Source organism: Neochlamydia sp. EPS4 (assembly GCF_000813665.1).
Classification (GTDB): Bacteria; Chlamydiota; Chlamydiia; order Chlamydiales; family Parachlamydiaceae; genus Neochlamydia.
Genome location: NZ_JSDQ01000089.1, coordinates 18,936 through 41,806, shown reverse-complemented (window position 1 = coordinate 41,806; position 22,871 = coordinate 18,936). Strand labels below are relative to the sequence as shown.

General features: G+C 37.9%; 19 protein-coding genes and 2 tRNA genes. 9 read left to right on the top strand and 12 right to left on the bottom strand.

The genetic code is table 11. The features are described 5' to 3' along the window. The 8 genes from DB42_RS08725 to queD form a co-directional block, all read right to left on the bottom strand. Positions 1 to 621, bottom strand: a 621-nt coding sequence (locus tag DB42_RS08725; protein ID WP_044882642.1) for an F-box protein, incomplete at its 3' end; no start/stop codon positions are given. Between the two features lie 262 nt (positions 622 to 883). Continuing rightward, complete coding sequence (locus tag DB42_RS08720) at positions 884 to 1,801, bottom strand: bifunctional riboflavin kinase/FAD synthetase (RefSeq protein WP_044882641.1); 918 nt, start codon at positions 1,799 to 1,801, stop codon at positions 884 to 886. Between the two features lie 268 nt (positions 1,802 to 2,069). After that, complete coding sequence (gene truB, locus DB42_RS08715; RefSeq protein ID WP_044882640.1) at positions 2,070 to 2,792, bottom strand: tRNA pseudouridine(55) synthase TruB; 723 nt, start codon at positions 2,790 to 2,792, stop codon at positions 2,070 to 2,072. Beyond that, positions 2,785 to 3,153, bottom strand: coding sequence for a 30S ribosome-binding factor RbfA (gene rbfA, locus DB42_RS08710; protein ID WP_042243506.1), 369 nt, complete (start codon positions 3,151 to 3,153; stop codon positions 2,785 to 2,787). Before rbfA ends, truB begins: the two co-directional genes overlap by 8 nt. 25 nt (positions 3,154 to 3,178) lie before the next feature. After that, the gene (infB, locus tag DB42_RS08705; protein ID WP_044882639.1) at positions 3,179 to 5,947 is read right to left on the bottom strand and encodes a translation initiation factor IF-2; all 2,769 of its coding nucleotides are present in this window, start codon (positions 5,945 to 5,947) and stop codon (positions 3,179 to 3,181) included. Further along, on the bottom strand, positions 5,919 to 7,226 hold the full coding sequence (gene nusA, locus DB42_RS08700) for a transcription termination factor NusA (protein ID WP_044882638.1): 1,308 nt from the start codon (positions 7,224 to 7,226) through the stop codon (positions 5,919 to 5,921). The genes infB and nusA overlap by 29 nt, the downstream gene beginning before the upstream one ends. A gap of 150 nt (positions 7,227 to 7,376) precedes the next feature. Then, on the bottom strand, positions 7,377 to 9,119 hold the full coding sequence (rpsA, locus tag DB42_RS08695) for a 30S ribosomal protein S1 (protein WP_042243514.1): 1,743 nt from the start codon (positions 9,117 to 9,119) through the stop codon (positions 7,377 to 7,379). Between the two features lie 249 nt (positions 9,120 to 9,368). After that, the gene (gene queD / locus DB42_RS08690) at positions 9,369 to 9,725 is read right to left on the bottom strand and encodes a 6-carboxytetrahydropterin synthase QueD (protein ID WP_162180776.1); all 357 of its coding nucleotides are present in this window, start codon (positions 9,723 to 9,725) and stop codon (positions 9,369 to 9,371) included. Between the two features lie 126 nt (positions 9,726 to 9,851). On the opposite strand from queD, the gene DB42_RS08685 reads away from it, so the two are divergent. From DB42_RS08685 to DB42_RS08655, 7 genes are all read left to right on the top strand, one after another. Then, positions 9,852 to 10,637, top strand: a complete 786-nt coding sequence (locus tag DB42_RS08685; protein ID WP_044882636.1) for an aspartate kinase — start codon at positions 9,852 to 9,854, stop codon at positions 10,635 to 10,637. A gap of 28 nt (positions 10,638 to 10,665) precedes the next feature. Then, entirely contained in the window at positions 10,666 to 12,591 is a 1,926-nt protein-coding gene (locus DB42_RS08680; protein ID WP_044882635.1) for a hypothetical protein, read from the top strand. A 338-nt stretch (positions 12,592 to 12,929) separates the two neighbouring features. Beyond that, the gene (gene rpe, locus DB42_RS08675) at positions 12,930 to 13,640 is read left to right on the top strand and encodes a ribulose-phosphate 3-epimerase (protein WP_042243528.1); all 711 of its coding nucleotides are present in this window, start codon (positions 12,930 to 12,932) and stop codon (positions 13,638 to 13,640) included. A 263-nt stretch (positions 13,641 to 13,903) separates the two neighbouring features. Then, positions 13,904 to 14,461 (top strand): elongation factor P, encoded by a 558-nt coding sequence (locus tag DB42_RS08670; RefSeq protein ID WP_039383902.1) that lies wholly within the window; start codon positions 13,904 to 13,906, stop codon positions 14,459 to 14,461. Positions 14,462 to 14,474: 13 nt separating this feature from the next. Continuing rightward, on the top strand, positions 14,475 to 14,966 hold the full coding sequence (accB, locus tag DB42_RS08665) for an acetyl-CoA carboxylase biotin carboxyl carrier protein (protein ID WP_044882634.1): 492 nt from the start codon (positions 14,475 to 14,477) through the stop codon (positions 14,964 to 14,966). Between the two features lie 9 nt (positions 14,967 to 14,975). Further along, positions 14,976 to 16,340 (top strand): acetyl-CoA carboxylase biotin carboxylase subunit, encoded by a 1,365-nt coding sequence (gene accC / locus DB42_RS08660; RefSeq protein ID WP_044882633.1) that lies wholly within the window; start codon positions 14,976 to 14,978, stop codon positions 16,338 to 16,340. 423 nt (positions 16,341 to 16,763) lie between these two features. Then, on the top strand, positions 16,764 to 17,102 hold the full coding sequence (locus DB42_RS08655; protein WP_155117491.1) for a hypothetical protein: 339 nt from the start codon (positions 16,764 to 16,766) through the stop codon (positions 17,100 to 17,102). Between the two features lie 7 nt (positions 17,103 to 17,109). Here the strand turns inward: DB42_RS08655 and DB42_RS08650 are convergent, their stop codons facing one another. The 4 genes from DB42_RS08650 to DB42_RS08635 all read right to left on the bottom strand — a co-directional run bounded on the left by DB42_RS08650 (position 17,110) and on the right by DB42_RS08635 (position 22,157). Next, positions 17,110 to 18,549 (bottom strand): hypothetical protein, encoded by a 1,440-nt coding sequence (locus DB42_RS08650; protein ID WP_044882631.1) that lies wholly within the window; start codon positions 18,547 to 18,549, stop codon positions 17,110 to 17,112. Positions 18,550 to 19,257: 708 nt separating this feature from the next. Beyond that, positions 19,258 to 19,941, bottom strand: a complete 684-nt coding sequence (locus tag DB42_RS08645) for a TIGR00730 family Rossman fold protein (protein ID WP_044882630.1) — start codon at positions 19,939 to 19,941, stop codon at positions 19,258 to 19,260. A 366-nt stretch (positions 19,942 to 20,307) separates the two neighbouring features. Next, positions 20,308 to 21,228, bottom strand: a complete 921-nt coding sequence (queG, locus tag DB42_RS08640; RefSeq protein WP_044882629.1) for a tRNA epoxyqueuosine(34) reductase QueG — start codon at positions 21,226 to 21,228, stop codon at positions 20,308 to 20,310. Continuing rightward, on the bottom strand, positions 21,225 to 22,157 hold the full coding sequence (locus DB42_RS08635) for a YitT family protein (RefSeq protein ID WP_039383938.1): 933 nt from the start codon (positions 22,155 to 22,157) through the stop codon (positions 21,225 to 21,227). Before DB42_RS08635 ends, queG begins: the two co-directional genes overlap by 4 nt. Positions 22,158 to 22,416: 259 nt before the next feature. On the opposite strand from DB42_RS08635, the gene DB42_RS08630 reads away from it, so the two are divergent. Together DB42_RS08630 and DB42_RS08625 are read left to right on the top strand one after the other, a co-directional pair. After that, a tRNA-Val gene (locus DB42_RS08630) sits at positions 22,417 to 22,489 on the top strand. An 11-nt stretch (positions 22,490 to 22,500) separates the two neighbouring features. Beyond that, positions 22,501 to 22,574 (top strand) — tRNA-Asp (locus tag DB42_RS08625). The last annotated feature ends 297 nt before the right edge of the window (positions 22,575 to 22,871 follow it).

The window sequence follows — 22,871 nt, the reverse complement described above, 5'->3', positions numbered from 1 at the left end:
TCCTAAGCCGCTTATCCAACTTCCTTTTTCTATTATTTCTTCTGCTCTTTTACTGTTAGTGTGCTTAATAATGTTTGAGAGCACTTGTCTTAAATAAGAAATTTTATCGCTGGGCATGTCAAGTAATGGAATCTTTCTAGAAAGCCCTTTATAGCTTCCTAAAAAAGCATTAAAAAAGCAGTCGCCGTCACTTGCAACACCTTTTAATTCAAAGCCTTCTTTATGTAGATAAGCAGCTACAGCATTTACTTTTGATTCCTGTGAGCCGCTAATAATAGTCGCTGGATTACACCATAAGGATTTAGCTATTTGAGGGGGGCTCCAGTGAGGCGGAGAAGGATCCAAGGAATTTGCTGCATTAGCAGCAAGCTGATTAGATGTGGGTAAATTGCTTTTAATTTTCTTTGAATGAAGCCTTTTCCATCCATCCGTCTGCTCAATTAATTGCTTCCACTCTTTACAAACACCTCGTGCGTTAGTTAAATCTTGCTGGCTCAGCTCCTGGAAAATCTTTAAGCTAATTTCTGCATACGGGCCTAGCCTTAGAGAAGGCTTTTCTTTTGCTAGTTCTTTAAACGTTGTAAATATAAAAGAGTTAATAGAGGAACTTTCTAAGTTCATAAGCTTATCCTCCTTTTATCTAGCTTTATTTTCAACTACACTTCAAAGCTCTATCTGCTTTATCCTCAATTTTTTAAAGAAGCGTTATAATTTGTCAACCTAAAACAAAAAAATATTTTTTTGCGGGGTGAGTGTAATGGAAGCGGTGGGGGGATTAAGAAGAGAAGATATAAAAGGTTTTTCTAAGTTTTAATATTTTTTCTTTCTTTAAGGCTATAGCAAGCTAAAAGGAAAATAAATAAAGTACTTTCTTTATTTAAATTTAACCAAGAGATCTAGCTTTTAAGATATCTTGTTGAATTTGTAACTTTAATTCTTCAAGGCTAGCAAACTTTTTTTCAGGCCTTAAGTAAGAAGTAAGAATAACTTCGATAGTTTTACCATATAGATTAGCTTCATAATCAAAAATATGAGCTTCTAAAAGAGGGACTTTATCTTCACGGACGGTGGGCGCGATCCCTAGATTCGCCACGCCTTTAAACAGCTGCTGATCAACAAAGATATTAACAGCATAGACTCCTAAAGGAGGAATACACAAACTTTTGACGTCCAAGTTGGCTGTAGGACAGTCTAGCTGTTTTCCTTTTCCTAGGCCTCTATAAACGGTAGATAAGACACTATAAGGACGTCCTAGGAGCTTCTGGGTGGTCTCTAATCGTCCTTCTTGAATGAATTTACGAATCAGGGAGCTAGAAACAGCAACTTCGTCGACAGTTTGCTGTTCGATGTATTCCACACTAAAATGTTCTCTTTCTGCAATAGCTTTAATGGTTTCCTTATTGCCTTTTCTATCTTTACCTAACGTAGCGTCCCATCCAAGGATAAGATGAGAAAAGGGGAGGAGAGTTTGCAAATGATGGATAAATTGCTCAGCACTCTGCTCAGAAAATTCTTTAGTAAATTTAAGCAAGATTAATAAATCTACACCCATATTTTTGATCAGCTGAATTTTATGCGTATTAGTGCAGATTTTATTTACCGGCTTATCAGGATAAAGGACCTCGGAAGGGTGATTTTCAAAGGATAAAACTACACTGGCCTTGTGTTGTTCTTTAGCAGTTTCCACTACTTTTTTGATGATAGTTTGATGCCCAATGTGCATGCCATCAAAATTGCCTAAGGTAAGAACAGAAGAGGTAGAGAAAAGCGATGTAGATGGAAGTTCGTGAAGGAGTTTCATGGTTCAAAAAATAATGAAGAATTTATTAATCTTTAGGTTGGTAACTAGGTTTAAAAACAGCCTTTTTTTCCTTTGTAAAGGCTTTGCCTACAACATACATATAAAACATTTTCATGCAAATAAATATAATTTTTTGATAAGGCTATTGATGAGGATGATAGGTTGATGAAAGCAAGCATCTTTTAACATAAATGGCTTATAAGCTGTCTATTAGAATTTTTTTGGAGCTAATTATAAATAATTAGCTAAAAAAGTTTTGGAAAATATCCTATAGAGCAGGGTAAAAAAGAGCTTTGCTAATTTCTTGAGTATCAGGGGAGGCAATAAATAATTGGCTGCCATCTAAGCAATCTTCGACTTTAAAGGGCCCGCTACGCGTCCTTTTAAGATTGGAAAGATGAGCCCCGCACCCTAGCTTTTTACCTATATCATCAGCTAAACTACGTATGTAAGTACCTTTAGAACATTTCACCCGAAGATTTAGATAAGGATAGTGATAATCTAATATTTCTACTTGCAGAGTCACCTTGGCAGGTTGGCGTTCTATAACTTTTCCTTGTCTAGCCAGTTCATAAAGTTTTTTTCCATTAACTTTTTTGGCAGAATGCATAGGGGGAATTTGTTGTATTTCTCCTTGAAATTCTTGGATAATAGCCTTAATTTCAGAGGGAGTAGGAACAAGAGGGGATTGGAAAGTGATAGTTCCTTCACAATCGTAGGTATCAGTAGCTTCTCCCAAATGCACTTGAGCAAGGTATTCTTTATCCTCGCATAGAAATCGATCGGAAAGCTTAGTCATGTTGCGTCCGATGAGCAAAACCATGACGCCTGTGGCAAAAGGGTCGAGCGTACCGGCGTGACCGATTTTACGTACTCCTAGAATACGTCTTAATGCCGCTACGAGGCTAAAAGATGTTTTGCCTATAGGCTTATCTATAAGCAAAATACCTTGAGGGTCAGGAGTTATCGAGTCTGCTAAACGATTAATCATTGCCTCGCGACTCACGCTCACTACTAATTTTTTCGAGGAGCTGCTCGATACGCATATGCTTATCTACGCTATCATCAAGCTTAAAGTGAAGCTCTGGAAAATAACGCATGACCACTTTTTTTGAGGCGGTGACCGCGACAAACCCTGCTGCTGTTTCAAGAGCATGGATAGTCTGGTCTTTTTCCTCTTGATTGCCAATCACGCTGACAAATACTTTGGCATGGTGTAAGTCTTTAGTAATCTCTACCCTTGTGACCGTCATAAGCTCATTGACGTGCGGGTTGCGCACGTCTTTACGAATAACATCTGAAATAACTTCTTTAAGTAGGGAATTAAGCCTATCCGTGCGTTGTTTTGCCATGATTTACCTGCCTCTATAAAGAATCTTATAATTCTTGGGTAATGTAAGTAACTTCGTACGCTTCAAATACATCGCCTTCTTGTGCAGTATCAAAATTGGAAAGAACTATACCACATTCAAGGCCTTTTTGAACTTCTCGTACATCGTCTTTTACGCGTTTTATTGAGGAAATCGATGATTTTCCAATCAGCTGACCATTGCGTATAATGCGCATCTGGTTATTACGATTAATCGCTCCTTCAGTAACAATTCCTCCGGCTATTTGCCCATAATGGGAGGACTTAAAGAGCGCTTTCACCTGGAACTTCCCTTTTTCTGTTTCAATAGCAATCTTATCTAACAGATCTACGAGCATGGCTTTAACATCATCAATAGCATGATAAATGATGTCATGCATTTTAACCTGTACTCCATGTTGTCTAATAAGGGCATCCGCATGGCTTTCAATCTGGGTGTGGAAGCCTATAATGACCGCTTTGGAGGTCGCAGCCATTTGTACGTCTGACTCCGAAACTTCTCCTACTCCTGCAGAAATAATATTAACTTCGGCTTTTTTCGAGTAGATCTTTAACAGCCCTACTTTTAGGGCTTCAAGAGAGCCTTGTACGTCAGCACGTAAGATAATATTAAGAATTTTCTTAGAAGGCTCTGAAGCTTGCATCATCAAGTTTTCCATGGAGAGCTTCTTTTTAAGCAAGTTATTTTGGCGCATACCCACCATACGAGCTTCAGCAATCTCACGAGCTTCTTTTTCATTTTTAACTACAATGAACTCTTGGCCTGCTTCTGGAAGACCCGAAAGACCTGTAATGGCTACAGGCGTTGAAGGTCCCGCTTGCTGAATATTATGTCCGTATTCATCTTGCATAGTTTTAACACGTCCCCAGTATTGATCAAATACAAGAGAGTCGCCTATTTTTAAAGTTCCATTCTGAATAAGCATAGTAGCCATAGCGCCCATGCCTTTATGCATTTCAGATTCTAGAACACGCCCTCGCGCCCGGTTAGTAGGATCTGCGCGCAGTTCCAACACTTCTGCTTGCAAGGCCAACATTTCTAGCAGCGTGTTAATTCCTTCTTTAGTGACTGCGGAGCAATTAACAGTAATAGTTTGCCCGCCCCATGCTTCTGGGAGAAGTTCTTGCTCTGCAAGCTGGCGGTAGACATTTTCAACATTAAAATTAGGCTTATCACATTTGTTAATAGCTACTACGATGGTGACTTTTGCTTCACGAGCATGCTGGATGGCTTCCACTGTTTGTTGGCGAAGGCCTTCGTCACCGGCTACCACTAACACGACGATATCAGTGACATCCGCACCGCGGGCACGCATAGCTGAAAAGGCTTCGTGTCCTGGGGTATCAAGGATGCAAATTTCTCCAACCGCCGTTTGACATTTAAACGCTCCGATATGCTGAGTAATAGCTCCTGCTTCGCCAGCTGCACGGTTACTGCTTCTTATTGCGTCAATTAAGCTGGTTTTACCATGGTCTACATGTCCCATGAAGGCAACTACAGGTGCCCTGATGTGTAGCTTTTCCGGAGATGTTTGTTTGATCTCTTCGCTAGCACTTTGGTCAGTAATGCGGATCCTTTTTTCTTCCGAGGTGTCAATGCTAATTTCACATCCAAATTCATGACCTAGTAGTTGAATAGTGGTCTCATCCTCTAGCAGATCATTAAGAGTAACGACAAGCCCTTGCATGAACAATTTAGAGATTAGCTGGGAGGACTTTAACTTCATTTCAGCAGCCAGATCTTTAATGCTAATAGGCGTTCTAATTTTGAGCGCAGTAGGTCGAATAGTGGTATCTTCCTGAACTTGCTTGATCTGTCTGTTGCGTTTTTTTCTCCATTGAGAAGTATCATCGTCTGCTCGCAAGCCTTGTCGATCACGTGCATCAAATGCTCGAGTGGGTTCAAGACGCCGGGTAGGTTTTAGATCACGAAACTCTTTAGCTTTGCCTGGAAAAGTTTTTTTAGGAAGAGTTTCATCGCTAACAGCAACTTCTTCACCCTCTTTGGGCTTAAATTTGTCTTTCGCAGCTTTGGCTGCTGCTTCTTTATCGAGGGCAGAAGCTGCTTCGCCTTTATGTTTGTGAGGTGCCTGAGGAGGAACATAAGCAGGCCGTGGAGCTGGCTTTCGAGGTAAAAGATCCTTAACATGCCGACCTGTAGGCCCTAGCTTGACATATTCTGGCATAGGCTTAATTGCAGGTATAGGGGCTTCTTGGCGAGATACTGCTACAGGTTTTTCTTCTCGGGAAGGAATTAATTCCTTTGCTATAAGAGGGGGCTCCTCAGTAGGAGCAGGAGGTTTTTCGTTTTTACCCGCTTCAGAAAAAGCTTCTTCCGCCGCTGGCTTTTCTTCAAAAATCTTTTTCTCAGATAGCTCTACCAGTTCTTCAGCAAAAATTTCTTTACGTAGCTCTTCACTAGATTTTTTAACTTTAATGCCTTCTTCCTCGGTATCTTCAGCTTCACCTGCTCTTGAGGTTTCCGCAAATTCTACCTTAGGCTTAGCTTCAGGGGCAGAGCCTTCAGCAAAAGCAGATTTAGAACGCGCGCGGATTCGAGGCGTAGCTTCTTCCTTAGCTGGAGAATGAACTGAAGCGTTTTTCGTAGATTCATTTAATTCTACTTTAGGTGCTTTAGTCAGCGCACTTTTTTTTACAGGCTTTTCTTCTTTATCTTCTAAAGCCTTATTTGCTGCGATTTTGCTTTTAAGTTTACCTAAATTGATGGCTTCAGCAATTTGAGTGTTTTTAATTGTTAGCTTCAGGTTTTTTGCCAAGGCTTTCTATCCTTTGTTTTCTAATTTGTTCTATAATCTTATCGGCGGTATCTAGGCTTATGCCAGGAATTTTTGCCAATTCTTCTGGAGTTGCAATCAAGAGAGATTTGAGAGTAGTGTAGCCTTCGGCAATCAGATGTTGGAAAATCAGATTGTTAAGACCATCGATCCCTTCTAAAGGCTCGCTGAGAGAAGGATCATCGGATTCGGCTAGCTCTGTGCGCTGTAAAGCCATGGTGCGATTGTAATCCGTCATCCGTTGCACTTCTAGCTCATAACCAATCAATTCGCTGTTAAGCCTTGCATTCATTCCTTTTTTACCAATCACAGCGGCAAAATCTTCGTCGTCCACGACTATAGAGATCGTCTGATCGTCTTCGCTAATATTGATTTTACGAATCTCGATCGGCGATAAAGCATTCTGCAAAAGTTCAATAGGGTCGGCGGAAAAAGGAATAATATCAATTTTCTCATTATGTAATTCTCTGACTACATTTTTAACACGCACCCCACGCATGCCTACACAAGCACCTACTGGATCAACTTTAGGATCTGTAGAACGGACAGTCAATTTAGTTCGGTAGCCGGGATCACGAGCGATTTTGTCGATAATCACAATATTATCATTAATTTCAGGTACTTCCTGGATGAGCAATTGACGAACAAATTCTGGATGGCTACGCGAGAGAATAACTTCTGCGCCGCCATTCTCTGTATCATTAACTTCTAACAGCAAGGCTAAAACTTTATCTCCTAGATTATATTTTTCAGTTTTAGGATAGTGCTTCATTGGCATTAACGCTTCTACTTTACCTAAATCAATAATTAAATTAGCTCCTCGGACAAAGCGTTTGACAGTACCAGAGATTAATTCATTTACACGATGGCGATACTCTTCATAAATTACATCGCGCTCCGCCCCACGCAACTTTTGAGTAATAATTTGGCGTGCTTTTTGAGCCGCAATGCGACCAAAATCTCTAGGAGTAGCTATTACATCAATAAATTGGCCCACTTGGCTCTCAGGATCAATTTCGCGAGCTTCTTCTAATGAAATTTCTTGAGCAGGCACTTCCACTTCGTCTACAATTTCTTTTTCACAGTAAACGTCAATATTACCTGTTTTGGGATGAATAGTCACAGTAACATTTGAGGCTCCGCTAATACTTTTACGGGCGGCGGCACGAAGAGATTCTTCTATGGCGCTGATTACGATTTCTCGCTTAATGCCTTTTTCTCTTTCTAGGTACTCAAAAATAGCTATGAGATCTTTATTCATCGTTTTTTTTGCCTCAAATTCTTAAGATAGGAATTATATATTAAAGAAGATTTGTAAAGCAACTTACAAGAGGGTATTTATCTATGTAAGGTGCGTTAATCGGTAGAAAAGCTAGCTTTTCTACCGATTGGATGCGATTCAGAACGTATTCTAATCTTCGCTATCTTCTCTATCTTTTTCAGAAGATTTCTTTTTGCGTTTATTGGAAGTTAAAATGATGTCATCATGACTGGTGTGATTTTGATCAATTAAATATTCCTTAATAGAAAGAGCAATTTTTTTATGCTCAGGATCTAATTTAATCACCTTAGCTGTTACATCGTCTCCTTTAGAAACAACATCTTCAACTTTACCAAAGGCCTGATCAGATAATTCAGTGACATGGATGAGTCCTTCAATACCGCTATCGAGTTCTACAAAAGCTCCAAATGCAGTTATTTTAGTTACTTTTCCTTTAACTAAAGATCCCACCGGCATCGTTTTCTCAATGCTTTCCCAAGGGTTATTGCTTAATTGTTTAACACCTAAAGTAATTTTCTTGCTATCTCGATCGACGGATAAGATGCAGGCATCTACGACATCGCCTTTACGGAGAACTTCAGAAGGGTGAGAGACTTTTTTAATCCAGCTTAGATCCGAAATATGTATTAAGCCCTCTACTCCTGGTTCTAGTTCGACAAAAGCGCCATAGTTAGTTAAACTGCGAATCTCTGCTTTAACGTTAGTACCCACTGGATATCTTTTTTCTACATCATCCCAAGGATTATGTTCCGCTTGTTTAATTCCTAAAGAAATTTTCCCTTCCTCTTTTTGTACTGAAAGGACTACAGCTTCCACATCATCACCTTTTTTGACTACTTCGCTAGGATCGGTGACGTTTTTTACCCATGACATTTCTGATACATGAATAAGGCCTTCAATACCTGGCTCAATTTCAATAAAGGCACCATAAGGGAGCAAGTTAACAATCTTACCTTTCACACGCGTTCCAGGTGGGTATTTTTGCTCGATTTGATCCCAAGGGTTAGATTCTTTTTGTTTTAAACCTAAAGCCACACGACCTTTTTCGCGATCGACGCTTAGAATCATCACTTCTAGTTTTTGTCCAAGTTGAACCATTTCAGAAGGATGCTTAATACGTTTCCAAGTCATATCCGTAATATGTAATAAGCCATCAATACCATCGAGGTCAAGGAAAACACCGAAATCGGTAATGTTTTTAACAATCCCATCACGCACATCACCTTCTTTAATATTTTCCAAAAGCTCAGCCTTCTTAGAAATTCTTTCTGCTTCTAAAAGCTCACGTCTGGAGACGACCACGTTCTTACGTTCAATATTAATTTTAAGGATTTTAAATTCATATGTCTTGCCGAGATATTCATCGAGGTTTTTAATGCGCTTATTATCGATTTGAGAGCCAGGCAAGAATGCTTCCATTCCGATATCTACCATTAAGCCACCTTTAACTTTACGGAGGACACGGCCTTTGACAATAGAACCTTCTTCACAATGTTCAAGAATATATTCCCATTGACGCATTCTTTCAGCTTTTTCACGAGAGAGAACAATCTGCCCATTATCATCTTCTGCTTGGTCAAGAAGCACTTCGACTTCCCCATCTAATACCACATTTGAAGGATCAGAGAATTCTTCAATAGGGACTAGACCTTCTGATTTTAAGCCTACATCTACGACAACATGATCTTTTGTGATTTCGACAATCCTTCCCTTGAGGATAGTTCCTGGGATCAATGCAGTGCTGTCTTCAATGTTATTATTGGATGACTGGCCTTCTAATAAAGCTTTAAAAAGTTCTGCATCTGTTTGCTGGTAAGAGACATCATCGACGATCTTGCTCTCATTCCAGGTGTGTTGGGGGTTTTTAGACATTTAAAGGTTACTCCTATTTTTCATACTAATGGAGTAAAGATATCAGATGTGAAAGAAAAATAGCAATATATAAAACTAAAGTGAAAACAGGAGAGGGCAGGAAAGGAAATATGGATAAAACCGAATCTAGAAGAATATAAAAAATGCTTATTTAATTTAATAAATTTTTTTATTAAATATTCTCTTTATCGATGAGGGGTTGAAATGAAAATTGACCCATAGCTATCTAGATTGTTTGAAAAAAAAACTTTATATCCAGTAAGTGGCTTTTGAAGAGGCTGTTTCATAAAGGGTGATAGCATGCAGTTCGGGTAGCATGGGCTTAAGATAATCATAAATCCATTTGCACACAAATTCTACCGTCGTAGAATCTGACTGTAGGGTCTCATTCAAGCACTGATGATCTAAATATTTTTTTAGCATAGGCTGGACAAGATCAGCGAGATCTTGAAAATCTATTACCATGTTTTTCTTGGGCCCCTCTTTTTGTAAAGATTCCTTTCGGATAATGACATGGAGACTATAGGAGTGGCCATGCATACTTTTGCATTTACCATCATGATGGTTTAAAAAGTGGGCTGCTTCAAAACAAAAAATTTTTTCCAATTCATACATCTTACTTCATTTGCCTTTGGAATATAAGGATTTAAATTGACAGATGGGAAGGCTTTTTTTTATAAGTAACTCAAGCTTATCAGAAAAAAAATAATAAAAAAGTAAAAAACTATTCCTATGCAGACACTTGTAATGAAATTTGGAGGGGCAGCAGTAGCTACTGCTGAGCATTTTTCCTATATAGCCGATCTTATTATTTCACGAAAAAAAGATTTTCAACGTCTTGTAGTCGTAGTAAGTGCGATGGGAAAAACCACAGATCATTTGATTGCATTAGCTAAGCAAGTTAACCCTGACCCTCCTCGCCGAGAATATGATATGCTAGTGACCGTAGGAGAAAGAATCAGCTGTTCTTTGCTTGCAATGGCCTTGGCCGCTAAAGGATGTGAGGCTTTAAGCTTTACAGGGAGCCAATCAGGAATTATTACTTGTTCAAAGCATACGGAAGCAAGAATTATCGATGTGCGGCCTACTCGTGTTTTGCCCTTGCTAGATTCTGGTAAAATCGTTATTGTAGCAGGATTCCAAGGGGTAAGCAGATTAGGAGAAATTACTACTTTAGGGCGAGGTGGCTCAGATACTACAGCAGTAGCTTTAGGAGTGATTTTAAAGGCCTCGGTCGTAGAGTTTTTTAAAGATGTTCCGGGAGTTTATGCAGAAGACCCTAAAAAAAATCCTCACGCAGCTTTTTATTCAAAGCTTACTTATAAGCAAGCTTTAGAGGTAGTTGGTAAAGGTGGAAAGATATTACATCCTCGTTGTATAGAATTGGCCTATAAGAATTATTTGCCCTTAAAGATAAGATCTTTTAAGACATATGGTATGGGAGAAAATGAAAGGTGCACAATAATTTTTGAAGACTCTTGCCAGCCGGATAAGCATTTGTTTGAAGATGAAATTTAACAATATATGCCTATAAGTAGCTTAAACCATGCAAGAAAATGAGTGTTTTCCCGAAATAAAAATTCTTGTTGAGGATCAAGATAATGACATAAGTATACATTTATTCAAGGAAGCTATCCATAGCACATTGAAGAAAATGGTTCCTCTAAATTTTTTCAAAAATAAGAGTTATGAGAGTGAATTTCCTATCCTTAAGACTTTAGTTTCAAACCAGGCTCCTGGCTATCTAACCTTTTATTATTTTGGCAAATCTCAGAAACATACTCTAAAGTTTTTTATCGAAATGCTTTCGAATTGGCTAGTGCCAGGGCGACGTTTAAATCAATCGATGATATTTTCTTCTGAGTTTTGCATTCCTTCTCTAAGCCCACTAATTTACCGATTGTTCAAAGTGGTTATCCATCTGGATTTAATTTCCGATGTAGAGCAAATCAAAGCTAATTTACCTATTATCGAAGCAGAAATACGCTTAGGAATGGATTCTTCTTACTATGCTAAAAGAATTTTAGAAATTAAAGGCTTAAGCATTGATGCAAAAACGGCTCTTATCCAAGAAAATATCGCCTATTTGATTGAGCGTAAACCTCAGTTTTTTGACTTTGATTTGTTAACAGAGATGCAACATGTGTTGGTAATATGCCACGATGATTTTAAATCACAACGAAGTAGCCGCCATCTTAGTCGCATTATCTGCATTCAATATCTTTTTAGAAGATATCTTTTCGATCGGCTTCAAGTTCAAAATAAAAGGCACTTCTTCTTGAAAATATTTAAAACCTATTTGCGCGACCAAGAGCAAAATAAGGAGGTGCTAGGGATCATTGTTGGCTTCAATTTTTTAAGGGAAAAAGAAATTTTTGATAAACGGCATTTAATTCGAGCGATTCAAAATCATATTCCCAATGCGCTGATGGTAGAGAACTCTTTTATCGATAATCGACGCTCTCCAGAAAACTTTTGTACTCTCTATATAGAAATAGAAAAAAGCATGGGAGAAAAATTTACCTCACAAGAAGTCTCTCAGCTGCGTAAAACTTTACCTGTAGATTTGCTAGATAGCATTGAACATATTGTGCACCCTATCTTCATGCCACGCAACGAAGAAGAGATTATGCGTAACATCTTTAGCTTAAGCAGCCAAGTTAAGTTTGTACGGGATTTACCTCAAGTCATCATTAATTTTGACGAGCAAACCTATTCTAAGTTGGTATTTACTATCATTGTAGTTAGAGTGGTTGAGCCTAGTGGCGCCTCTATAAAAGAACTTTTTGATAAAAGTGAAACTTTTCTAGACTATACGCATGATCGTTGTAAAACTCTAGGATACTTGCGAGGAAAGCATAGTAAAGAAGCCACGGTATTTACTGTAAAGATTTCAAAAGATGATTTCATTAGACGAGATAATTCTATCGATCTAAATAAAGCCCGTCAAAGTGTAGTTTTTGAATTGCTAAGAATTCTAGGGGAATTTAGAGATTTTAACGGAGGAATGATCTCAAAACAAAATGAACTTTTAGCCGAGCTAAAAGTGCTCCTTGGAGAAGAGACTGATTTTAATGAACTGTTATTAGAAAATTTCTTCTTTTCCATTACCCCTATAGTCATGCGCACCGTTTTAGAAGCAGAAACTTTGAAAATGTTTTTTAGCTTGTTAAGAGAAACAATTGAGGAAGAAATGGTGCCGCCCCTCTCTTATCACGTGAAAACATTAGTCAAGACGCCTTATATATATGTAATAGTGAAATCTGAAGAACGTTTAAACCGCGAGGACTTAGCTCAAGCTTTAGATGTTTTGCAAGCTAAATCCTCAGAAATTGCCACTGCCTATATGCAGGTGCATGAGGTCAATTATAATTGTTATCTATACCGCTGCTTGGATGGAAAACGGCAAAAATTATTTGGCTCAATTATTCAAAAGGCAGTAATCAACATGTTTGATAATAAAGTCTCCTAAGCTTTAAGTTTAATCCCTGGTTTTGAGTTTCACACGGAGACATAGCAAGCTGTGGCTTTAAAATTTTTAAATAAAGTTTGTGTAAATGCTTAAAAGTTTTTCTTAATGTCGAATGAGGTGGCACTGGAAAAAAAAGAGAAGCGGCCAAGAAGAAAATTTATAGGCTTTGTTGGCATTTTTTAGCTTAAGGTTAAAGGGACAGCGAGAAGAGATTTAAGTAGAGGGCTTTAATTACCTGCTTGTTTAACATCCATTAATCACTTATGGATTGTATTACTTGACAAGCTCGGGTTGCTTAAGCTAACCTCCCTGAACATAATTTTGACCAGGCATTAACAATGATAAAAACACACCCTATAAAAGTGGCTACCTCTATTTTAGCAGGTGACTTTGGCTATTTGGCAGATACGGCTAAGAAAATTGAGGACTCGGGGGCAGATTCTTTGCATATTGATATCATGGATGGAAATTTTGTGCCCAATTTAACGATGGGGCCACAAGCTGTTGCTGCTATTAATCGTGCTACGAATATGTTCTTAGATGTTCATTTAATGGTTTATCATCCCTTTGATTATATCGAACGTTTTGTTGAAGCAGGTGCAGACAATATCACTATCCACTTCGAGGCTACCGAAGAGGTAGATGAAACTTTGGAATATATTCGTAAGTGCAACATTAAAGCAGGCCTAGCTTTTTGCCCTGAGACGTCGGCCTCTATGATTCCTAAATATTTAAATAAGTGTGATCTTATCTTGCTTATGACTGTTCATCCAGGTTTTGGGGGACAAAAATTTATGCCTGAGGTCCTAGAAAAAATAAGCTTTACGCGTGAATGCTTGACTAAACTTGATATTTGCCAAGGGGGGATGACTGCTAAGGAAGATTCTCCTGAAAAGCTACCTCCTTTTGATATTCAAGTCGATGGAGGAATTACTCCAGAAACTGCTAGGTTATGTGTAAAAGCAGGGGCTAACATTTTAGTGGCGGGAACATTTTTATTTAAGAGCCCTAACATGCATGAAGGAGTAGAAAGCTTACGCTGCCTTTGAGAGAACCTAATAAATTTTTTTACTCTTGGAAATCCGTAAGTCCATCCTTAGCAGATATAAAAAGTTTTACCCTCTCTTTTTTATTACGCTTGGAAACATAAGCAGCTTACCTTTTAATGTTTCTATAAAGAGACTGTTTTATAGAGCCAGAAAAAAGAAATTTTTTTGAAATTTTGTCCCTATTTTTCTCTTTGACATTTGAGCCCTAGTTTCTTAATATGTCAAGGATAGCTTAAATTTTTTACTGAAGGACAGAAACGTCTATGGTTATGAGTAACCAGCTAACTCCTGGAATGACAATTTCTATCAATAACAAACTTTATCGCGTGGAAACTACGGTAAAAGTGATGGTACCCAAGGGTACGCCTTTTATAAAAACAAAGTTACGCGATTTAACATCTAATGAACTGATTGAAAAGAATTTTAAATTAAATCAGTCAATTAAAGATGTTAATCTAGCAGAACGTCGTCTAGAATTTCTTTATTTAGAAGGAAAGGATTACCTTTTTTTAGACATTGAAAACCTTAATCAAATCTTAATTCCTCAACATATTATAGGCAATAGCATCAACTACTTGAAAGAAGGCGTAGAAGTTAAAGCTTCTTTTTTTGGTGAAACTATTTTTGCTGTAGAGCTACCTCAGTTTTTAGAATTAATGGTTGCAAAAGTGGAAGGAGGAGAAAATAAATCTATATTAGCTAATGCTTCCAAAGCGGCTCTATTAGAGACTGGGGCTAAAATTGAGGTTCCACCATTTATCGAAGCAGGTGATATCATAAAAATAGACACGCGTTCGTACGAATACATACAGAGGGTATAGGGAGGATTGTTGCGTGGAGCTAAAGCAGATAAAGGAATTGATGGGGGCGATGGGACGTACGGGAACCAAACGCGTAACTATCAAAAAAGAAGGCTTTGAAATTGAGATCGAAAGATACGATGGGGGAACCCTAAAGGTTCCCGAGTCAATGTTTGAGTCGCCAGAAGAGACTTTTAATAAAACAGACGAGGCCTTGCGGCGGGCAAATATTAGTGTGGCTTCTTTGGCAGTGCCACCTGGTCAAGCGGTAGAGCATAAGGAAGATGCAAATACATTTTTTGTCACTTCGCCCATGGTAGGAACATTTTATAATACGCCTTCTCCTGAAGAACCTCCTTTTGTTAAAGTAGGTAGTAAAATTGATAAAAATAGCGTAGTTTGCATTATAGAAGCTATGAAAGTAATGAATGAAATCAAAGCTGGAGCAACAGGGACGGTGGCGGAAGTGCTAGTAGAAAACGGACATCCTGTAGAATTTGGAACAAAACTCTTTCGAATTACGTAGTATTGAAATATGCAAAAAGTTCTTATTGCTAACCGTGGCGAAATTGCCGTTAGGATTATCCGTGCTTGTCACGATTTAGGCTTACAAACAGTAGCAGTTTATTCACAAGCAGATGCCGAGGCTCTTCATGTGTTGCATGCCGATGAAGCCATTTGTATCGGCGAAGCTCCTGCTGCTAAATCTTATCTTAAGATCTCTAACATCCTCTCTGCCTGTGAAATAACAGGAGCAGATGCCATACATCCAGGCTATGGTTTTTTAAGCGAAAATGCTAATTTTGCTTCCATTTGCGAAAGTTGCGGCTTAAATTTCATCGGGCCTGCTCCTGCCTCGATCACATTGTTAGGAGATAAAGCTAAGGCTAAGGCCACGGCAAAAAAGGCCGGCTGTCCTGTTATTCCTGGCTCGGAGGGGATTGTAAGCGATCTAAAAGAGGGCCTAGAAGTGGCCAAGGAGATTGGATACCCAATTTTTATTAAAGCCGTATCAGGGGGAGGGGGGAAAGGAATACGCATTGCTTATAGTGAAGAAGAATTCATACGTCTTTTTCCTGCTGCACGTGCTGAGGCAGATGCAAGCTTTAGTAATCCTGATGTCTACCTAGAGAAGATGATTGTTGATCCTCGGCATATTGAAGTCCAAGTTATTGGAGATAAATATGGCAACTATATTCACCTTGGAGAGAGAGATTGTTCCATCCAACGGCGTCGTCAAAAACTTATTGAAGAAGCCCCTAGTCCGCTACTAAATAGCAAACTGAGGCAAAAAATTGGCCAAGCAGCGATTAGTGTTGTTAAAGAGGCTAATTATCATTCAGTAGCTACCGTTGAATTTTTATTGGATGCTGATCATCATTTCTATTTTATGGAAGTAAATACAAGGATCCAGGTAGAACATACGGTGACAGAGGAGCTAACAGGAGTGGATCTTCTTGGAGAGCAACTGAGTGTAGCAATGGGTAATAAACTGCGCTATGCCCAAGAAGAGATTAACTTTAAGGGACATGTCATCCAATTTCGCATCAATGCGGAAAATCCTGCAGCAAATTTTTCACCTTCTCCTGGACGACTTGAATATTATTTACCTCCTGGTGGCCCCCATGTTCGCGTAGATAGTGCTTGTTATTCAGGCTATCAAATTCCTCCCAATTACGACTCCATGATTGCTAAATTAATTGTCCATGGCAAAGATCGTTTAGAAGCGATAGCTATAGGAAAACGAGCTTTACGAGAGTTCCATATTGGCGGCGTAGACTCAACCATTCCTTTCCATCTCTATATGCTCCATGATAAAAAATTTCTTCATTCCGATTTTCATCTAAGCTACATTGATGGCTTGATTGCAGAAGGATGCTCTTTTAGTTTAGAAGAGTAAAAATTGCTAGAAAAACAATGCAGCAAGCATATGTAATTTAGATTGATAAGGTAGAGAATAAACATCCACGTTCCTTTACGTTTGTTATTAGTTTAAAAGCTCTATGGGCCTGCTTAAAAGATGTCTTAAGCCTTCTTCGTTTTTGCTTTATCAATCCGTCCTATTATCTCCCTTTTTGACCTTTCCGAGTAAAGAGGGTTATAGGGGCTAAGGTTTTAATTATGCAAAGATTTTTTTTGACTTAAGTTTATCTATTTTCTTGAAAACAAAAAAGATAAGCTTCATGCCTAGTTGAATATTAATTAAAGGGTAAGAGTGGTTTTGTCTACGGCTGCGCAAACCTATAATAAGTCAATTTTTTATAGACATTTTGTTTCTTATCAATTATATTTGCTTTTTTTTAATTACGAGGTAGTTAAGTATATGATCCCTATTAATGATAATATTTTACTGGCGGAGAAAATCAAGGAAAAAAGCTTGCTTAAGTGTGAATCTTTAATTAGCAAACAAACTCACATTCCTGTCGTCGCTTTCACTTATTTTAATGATCAATGGGAAATGACTTGTGCTAATTCTGCTCTTTATCAGAGTTTTTATCAGAAGGGAATCGCTGTTCCTAAAGATAAAAGGAGCTTTTTTCAAGGACGCAAGGTGATTACTATGGAAGATAATCTTTTTCCTATTGCATTTTTTGAAGTTCTTGCTCCTCATAGATTTCCGCCTGCTCAATACGAGTATAAAGCCGAACTTAAAAAGCTTTAGAAAATGTTTATTTAGCAGAAAAATACTCTCTTGCTAGTTGGTTTGTTTCTTTGAAAGTCAGACGTGTCAATTTTGTGCTTACAATTTGTTCAGCACTCTCCCAATGGTCTAGAAAAGTTTTAGGGCTAATTTCCCCTCTTTCTTTAGGAGGTAGAGTACTTTCAAATTCTTTCCAAGCCTCTTTGACAACAGTTAGAAAGACAGGATCGGTGGCGTAATAGCCACTTTTCCCTTCTTGCAGATCGTTATCTAAAGTATTAGCTAGAGTATTTTTATTACGCTCAAAGTTGTGAATAGATTGGGCCTGGAGGGTGGTAATCTCTTTGGAAGCATCTTTTTTCACAGCATAGAGGTAGGGAATACGCTCGGAGATAAAACAGCGCAGTAGTTCGCGGCTAGGTAACTCTTGCCCTGCATTTTTTACCCAATGCTGGAGAAAAAGTAACGAAGTCATTGAATTAAAGAGCACATTTCCACTGATGTTTAAATCAGAAGAATGAGGATGAATAGATTGAAGTTCATTTAAACTTTCTACTAAATTTGTATAAAGCTCGCGAGGAGGAATACTTAAAATTAGCTCATGCCAGGCAACTGGAATTTTTTCTTTAGTAAAATTGATAAACATCCAGTCAAATCCTAGATTGTCATTTGTCTTGCCTTTTTTTAATGAATCTAAGCCAGGAAAAGTACTTCCTTGATCGATTAAAACAATGCTTCCTTTGTCGGTAAGAAAAGCGTTTCCTAAATGGCGGTCAGTATTAAGCATAATAATATCGATGACCAACATTTTCATTAATTCATTTATATGAATGTTCATTAATGTATCATTTTCAAGATCTGCTAAAGGAATACCTTTTTTAAATTTTTGAAAGGAACCTATTTGCCCTTCCTCAAGAATGGAAATGGTTTTATCAACAGTAGCGATACTGGTAGGAGGCACGCCAAAATTTTGAATTTCAATCTTTATGCCTTTTTTAATTAAAGAGGCAGTAAGATATTGACTTAACATGTATCCCAAATATTCTCTTGTCGCTTGCTGATTTGCAGGAATACCCTTTCGTGTCTTTTCTGTTTCATTAATAGGTTTAAATACTCCTTCGATCTTTTTACCTTCAAAATTATATTTAATAATATAGCAACCATTTGTACCGGAAGTTGCTTGTTGAATAGTAACATGAGGAGAGGATTCTTGATGTAAAACTTCAGAAAGTACACTCGTTTTAAGTTCCCAAATTTCATGCTTTGCAGACAATGTATGGGTGCTATCTGATTGAAAACTAGGCGAACGATTGTCCTTTAGAGTTTTAATGCTTTGAAAAACTGCTTCTATTTTATCATGTGGCTTGGAGGCTTGGCTTGCATTCAAAGAGGTTTGAATAGAGGAAGAGGAGGAATAAATAGATAGACCATGGGCTGAAGGATCAGATAGAGGGGATGCATTTTCCATGGATAGTTCTCCTTTTAAACATCTCTATATTTATTATAAAATATTTTTGTTATTATTAATAATAATTATTTTAATTATAAAAAATTAATTTTTAAATTAATAAATATAAAAAAGTTAATAAAAACTATTATAAGAAAAGCAGAATGAGTTAAACGGGCGCAACAAACCGCGAGGGTTACAAAGTTTGCTAGAAATAACATATAAGAAATAGAGCTTGCCAGGATGCTCAGAAGATTAAAGGATTAGTTAAAATTAAATTCCCTTCCTTTAGGAAAGAATTAGCTGCTCTCTTTAGGCATTTAGAAGATGGGCGTTTGGCCCTCTAGTGAGAATAGTATAAAAGAGATAAAAGCTCTTCTTTCATTCAAATTTTTTTTCATTTTGTAAGAATGCCTTTAGAAGTAGTTTTACTTTTACCTGCCTCCTTCTTAACGCTGCACTTGATAAAAAGGCTATTAGCACATCAACTTATTTGAAAGTAGAGAGTTAAGATGCGCTTACAGATAGAAGAAAGAGTATAGCTTAGCAAATTCGGAAAAAGGAGATTGATAATTGCTCGTTTTAAAAGGCGATTTACAAACGCTGTTTAACTTCTAGAGCTACCTATTCTATGGAAGCGAAAAAATTAATGGAAATGAGTGAACAGTTTTAAGATAAACTGCTTAGTCTATTCAATGAGCAAATCAGTTAGTAATTTTCACTTAAATTTTAAAAATTTTTTTGCGTGTGATTGCGCTGGTAATAGCGTTCAATACCATTAGCTACCTCTTCGGGATCATCCGTCAAAGAAATTAACTTTAAATCATTTTCTGAGATACATTGTTGAGTAAGCATTGTAGATTTAATCCAATCTATTATTCCTTTCCAGTAATCCTTGCCCACTAGATAGATAGGGAAGGGGTGAATCTTATGAGTTTGAATAAGGGTAAGAGCTTCAAATAATTCGTCCAATGTGCCATAACCGCCGGGCAAAAAGACAAACCCTTGAGCATAACGAATAAACATCACTTTACGTATAAAAAAGTAGCGAAAATTCAGGCGATACTTTCTATCAATATAAGGATTTAACTCTGCTTCAAAAGGGAGGTCTACTCCTAATCCGCACGATTTGCCCTGCGTCATTTGAGCTCCCTTATTAGCCGCTTCCATAAGGCCTGGCCCGCCACCGGTAATAATAGCAAAACCTTTTTTAGCAATATGTCCTGCTACATCAATGCCTAACTTGTAATAAGGATGGCTAGCTTGTAATCTAGCAGAGCCAAAGATAGATACCGAAGGCCCGAGGGTGGTCATATTTTCGAAGCCTTCTACAAATTCAGAGATAATTCTAAATAAGCGCCATGAATCAGTTTTAAACAAATGAGCTTCATCTTCGACATTATTATATAGCATGTAGCTCCTCAATGAAATTAGGCGTGCGTTCAGTTGTTCGTGAGTGTATGTATATAGAGATAATTTTCAACTAAAAAATTTACAACAGGCATTTATCTTAAAGAAGCTGCTAGAAATTCTATAGAAAAGTCGCTTAAAAAATGAGCAGCCATTATGAATCAAAGGAATGAAAATTAAATTTTATTTACTGCCAAAGCAATACGCTCTTGAATAGCTCTTTATGTAATCATATACTTAGTAAAAAGCTTGTGTTTAGGGAAAGAGTCAGCTTGAAAAAGGTTGATTTCTTTTTGGCTATACAGGCGCAGTTATTTTAAAAGGTATAACTTAGTGATGGAAGAGAGTGAAAGTATAATGGCTATTCATTTACTTTAGTTTTAAAGTTTCGGCGGTATATTTTAATCCTGTAATCCCTCGGCGTTGCAAAGGTGTGCCAAATAGCTTCTCAGGATTTTTCTCACATTCTTCTAATTTTTTCAAATCTAAATAAGTTCCATTGCCGCTCGCAGGAGAAAAAGCTGCGGTGAGAGAGGGTAAAGTTCTTTGATTATGAGGACAGGCATCTTGACAAATGTCACAGCCAAAAATATAACCAGGATTTTTTTGTTGTATTTCTAGAGGAATGGGTTTTTTAGATTCGATTAGGTGATAAGATAAGCATTTAGCAGCGTCTAACTTATAGGGGGAAGTTAAGGCCTGAGTAGGACAAGCATCTATACAACGTGTACAACTGCCACAACGCGGTAGCCGTAGAGAAATCACAGCTCCGGGTATCTCTAAAGAGGTCAATATGCCTGAAATCAGAGTGTAAGTGCCAAAACGTCGGTGGATAAGTAAAGTGTTTTTGCCAAACCAACCCAACCCAGCCTGTACGGCCAAAGCTTTTTCTAAAAGGGGGCTAGAATCGCTGAATCCTTTAGCTATTCCCTGTTCACCTACACGCTCTTCTAGCCATTGAATGAATTTTTTTAGTCGTTTACGATGGACATGATGATAGTCTCTTCCTCTTGCATAGGAAGCTATCAACCCTTGGCCTGCCAGGAGATTTTCTTTAGGTTGCTTATAGTAGCTAAGAAAAATAAGTGCCGTCTTTGCCTGGGGGAAATATTGCTGAGGATAACAACGTATTTCCTTTTCCATGTAGGCCAGATCTGCATGCTTTCCTTCGGCGAGCCATTCTTTGTAGGCTTGAATATCTTCTTGGCGAACATTGGCTGGGGTAATTCCTACATCATCCCACCCTAATTCTAATGCTTTTACTTTGATCTCATCAAAGGATAAAGTCATTTTTTTATACTTAACATCCGTGAAAATAGCTCTTTCAGACTTGTTTTTTTGTATTTTCCCGTTTGATTGCCATTGGCCACTTCATGAAGATTTTCAATAGCAATAAAAGCTGCAGGATCCTCTCTATAAATAAGCTCTTTCAGATCAGCAAGCTGAAGGCGTTCGGCGATTACATAAAGAATCTCTCGCTCATCTCCTGAAAAGCCGCCCCGTCCATACATAATGGTTAGCCCTAAGCCTAGTTCATGGACGATAGCATTGGCAATAATTTCTGATTTAGAAGAAATAATAATGACCGATTTAGTCTCATCTAAACCTACAATGACAGTATCCATAATTTTGCTAACTACCATGTAGGTAATCAAAGAGAGAAGAGGAGGATGCCAATCTTTAAAGGCAATTCCAGCAGCACTAAATACAAAAATATTAATAACCAAGACAACCTGTCCAACGGTAAAGCCGGTGAGACGATTACTGATGATCCCTAGAATTTCTGTGCCATCAAGACAGCCACCATAGCGAATGATTAAGCCTATGCCTATTCCCAAAAGCGCCCCGCCAATCACTACTACCTCAAGCGTTTCTCCTTTAAATTCTGCCCAGGGCATATAATGCTCAATAAAAAAAATAAAGCCGGTAAAGAAAAGAAGAGCAAAAAACATATGGAGGACAAAAACTTTGCCTATATACCTGTAAGCCAGAAAAACAAAGGGCAAGTTTAAAGCAAAAGTAAAATATCCTAAATATTGAGTGCCAAAAATATTAGCGCATACCATGGCTATTCCTACAATTCCACCATCGATTAAACGGTTGGGGATCAGAAAAACTTGAATCGCAAAAGCAGCTAAAAAAGCACCTGTAATTAAAAAGAGATAAATAATAAGCTCTGAACCGATGGATTTAGCGCTAGCTGAGGTAGGATGGTGCATAATCTAAAATTAGTTAGGGGTTTGTCAAAGAAAACAGTATAAATAAAATTCAATTAAATGTAAAGAAAAAGATGAGACTATTTTGAAGATTATTTACTGCTCTTAAGGATTTCTTTAAGCTTTTTTTCTTAGCTCATTAAAAAGATAAATTTTTTACAATGAGTTGGTTATTAGCGAAGAGCACTATTTTTTTCTAAGAAAAAAATGAAAATGCTTGAGATAAATAACCGCAAAAGGTATATTGAATGCTTCCTTTTGAGGGCGTATAGCTCAGTTGGTAGAGCTCCTGTCTTACACACAGGTGGTCATAGGTTCGAGTCCTGTTGCGCCCAACTATGCATACGCGGGAGTAGTTCAATTGGTTAGAGCACCGGCTTGTCACGCCGGAAGTTGCGGGTTCGAGTCCCGTCTCCCGCGTTTCTTTTAATCATTTCATTTATTTTTCTCTTAGAGAAGATTAGCTTACCTTGACCTTAACATCCTTAAAAATTCCACTTTATTAATTTAGGAATTTTCCTTAACGCTTTTCCAAACGGGTGAGAGGGATAGCTCTAAAGAGCTCTTGATACGCCTTTGAGAGACTCCTTATGCAGCCCCGTACTTTATACAAATCCCTCGAACTAAGTAGAGAGACATGTTTCAAAGGGTTGGTTATGCAGACTAAATTTTTTCAAAGTGTATAACTATTATCTTTGCTTACTCAGGTTAGCCTTT

Excerpts from the sequence above, each read along its gene's own strand:
- nusA (WP_044882638.1), bottom strand. The coding sequence starts at position 7,226 with ATGAATAAAGATCTCATAGCTATTTTTGAGTACCTAGAAAGAGAAAAA.
- rbfA (WP_042243506.1), bottom strand. The coding sequence starts at position 3,153 with ATGGCAAAACAACGCACGGATAGGCTTAATTCCCTACTTAAAGAAGTT.
- DB42_RS08655 (WP_155117491.1), top strand. The coding sequence starts at position 16,764 with ATGATCCCTATTAATGATAATATTTTACTGGCGGAGAAAATCAAGGAA.
- truB (WP_044882640.1), bottom strand. The coding sequence starts at position 2,792 with ATGATTAATCGTTTAGCAGACTCGATAACTCCTGACCCTCAAGGTATT.
- rpe (WP_042243528.1), top strand. The coding sequence starts at position 12,930 with ATGATAAAAACACACCCTATAAAAGTGGCTACCTCTATTTTAGCAGGT.
- DB42_RS08650 (WP_044882631.1), bottom strand. The coding sequence starts at position 18,549 with ATGGAAAATGCATCCCCTCTATCTGATCCTTCAGCCCATGGTCTATCT.
- DB42_RS08645 (WP_044882630.1), bottom strand. The coding sequence starts at position 19,941 with ATGCTATATAATAATGTCGAAGATGAAGCTCATTTGTTTAAAACTGAT.
- DB42_RS08685 (WP_044882636.1), top strand. The coding sequence starts at position 9,852 with ATGCAGACACTTGTAATGAAATTTGGAGGGGCAGCAGTAGCTACTGCT.
- DB42_RS08680 (WP_044882635.1), top strand. The coding sequence starts at position 10,666 with ATGCAAGAAAATGAGTGTTTTCCCGAAATAAAAATTCTTGTTGAGGAT.
- rpsA (WP_042243514.1), bottom strand. The coding sequence starts at position 9,119 with ATGTCTAAAAACCCCCAACACACCTGGAATGAGAGCAAGATCGTCGAT.
- DB42_RS08670 (WP_039383902.1), top strand. The coding sequence starts at position 13,904 with ATGGTTATGAGTAACCAGCTAACTCCTGGAATGACAATTTCTATCAAT.
- DB42_RS08720 (WP_044882641.1), bottom strand. The coding sequence starts at position 1,801 with ATGAAACTCCTTCACGAACTTCCATCTACATCGCTTTTCTCTACCTCT.
- DB42_RS08635 (WP_039383938.1), bottom strand. The coding sequence starts at position 22,157 with ATGCACCATCCTACCTCAGCTAGCGCTAAATCCATCGGTTCAGAGCTT.
- queG (WP_044882629.1), bottom strand. The coding sequence starts at position 21,228 with ATGACTTTATCCTTTGATGAGATCAAAGTAAAAGCATTAGAATTAGGG.
- accC (WP_044882633.1), top strand. The coding sequence starts at position 14,976 with ATGCAAAAAGTTCTTATTGCTAACCGTGGCGAAATTGCCGTTAGGATT.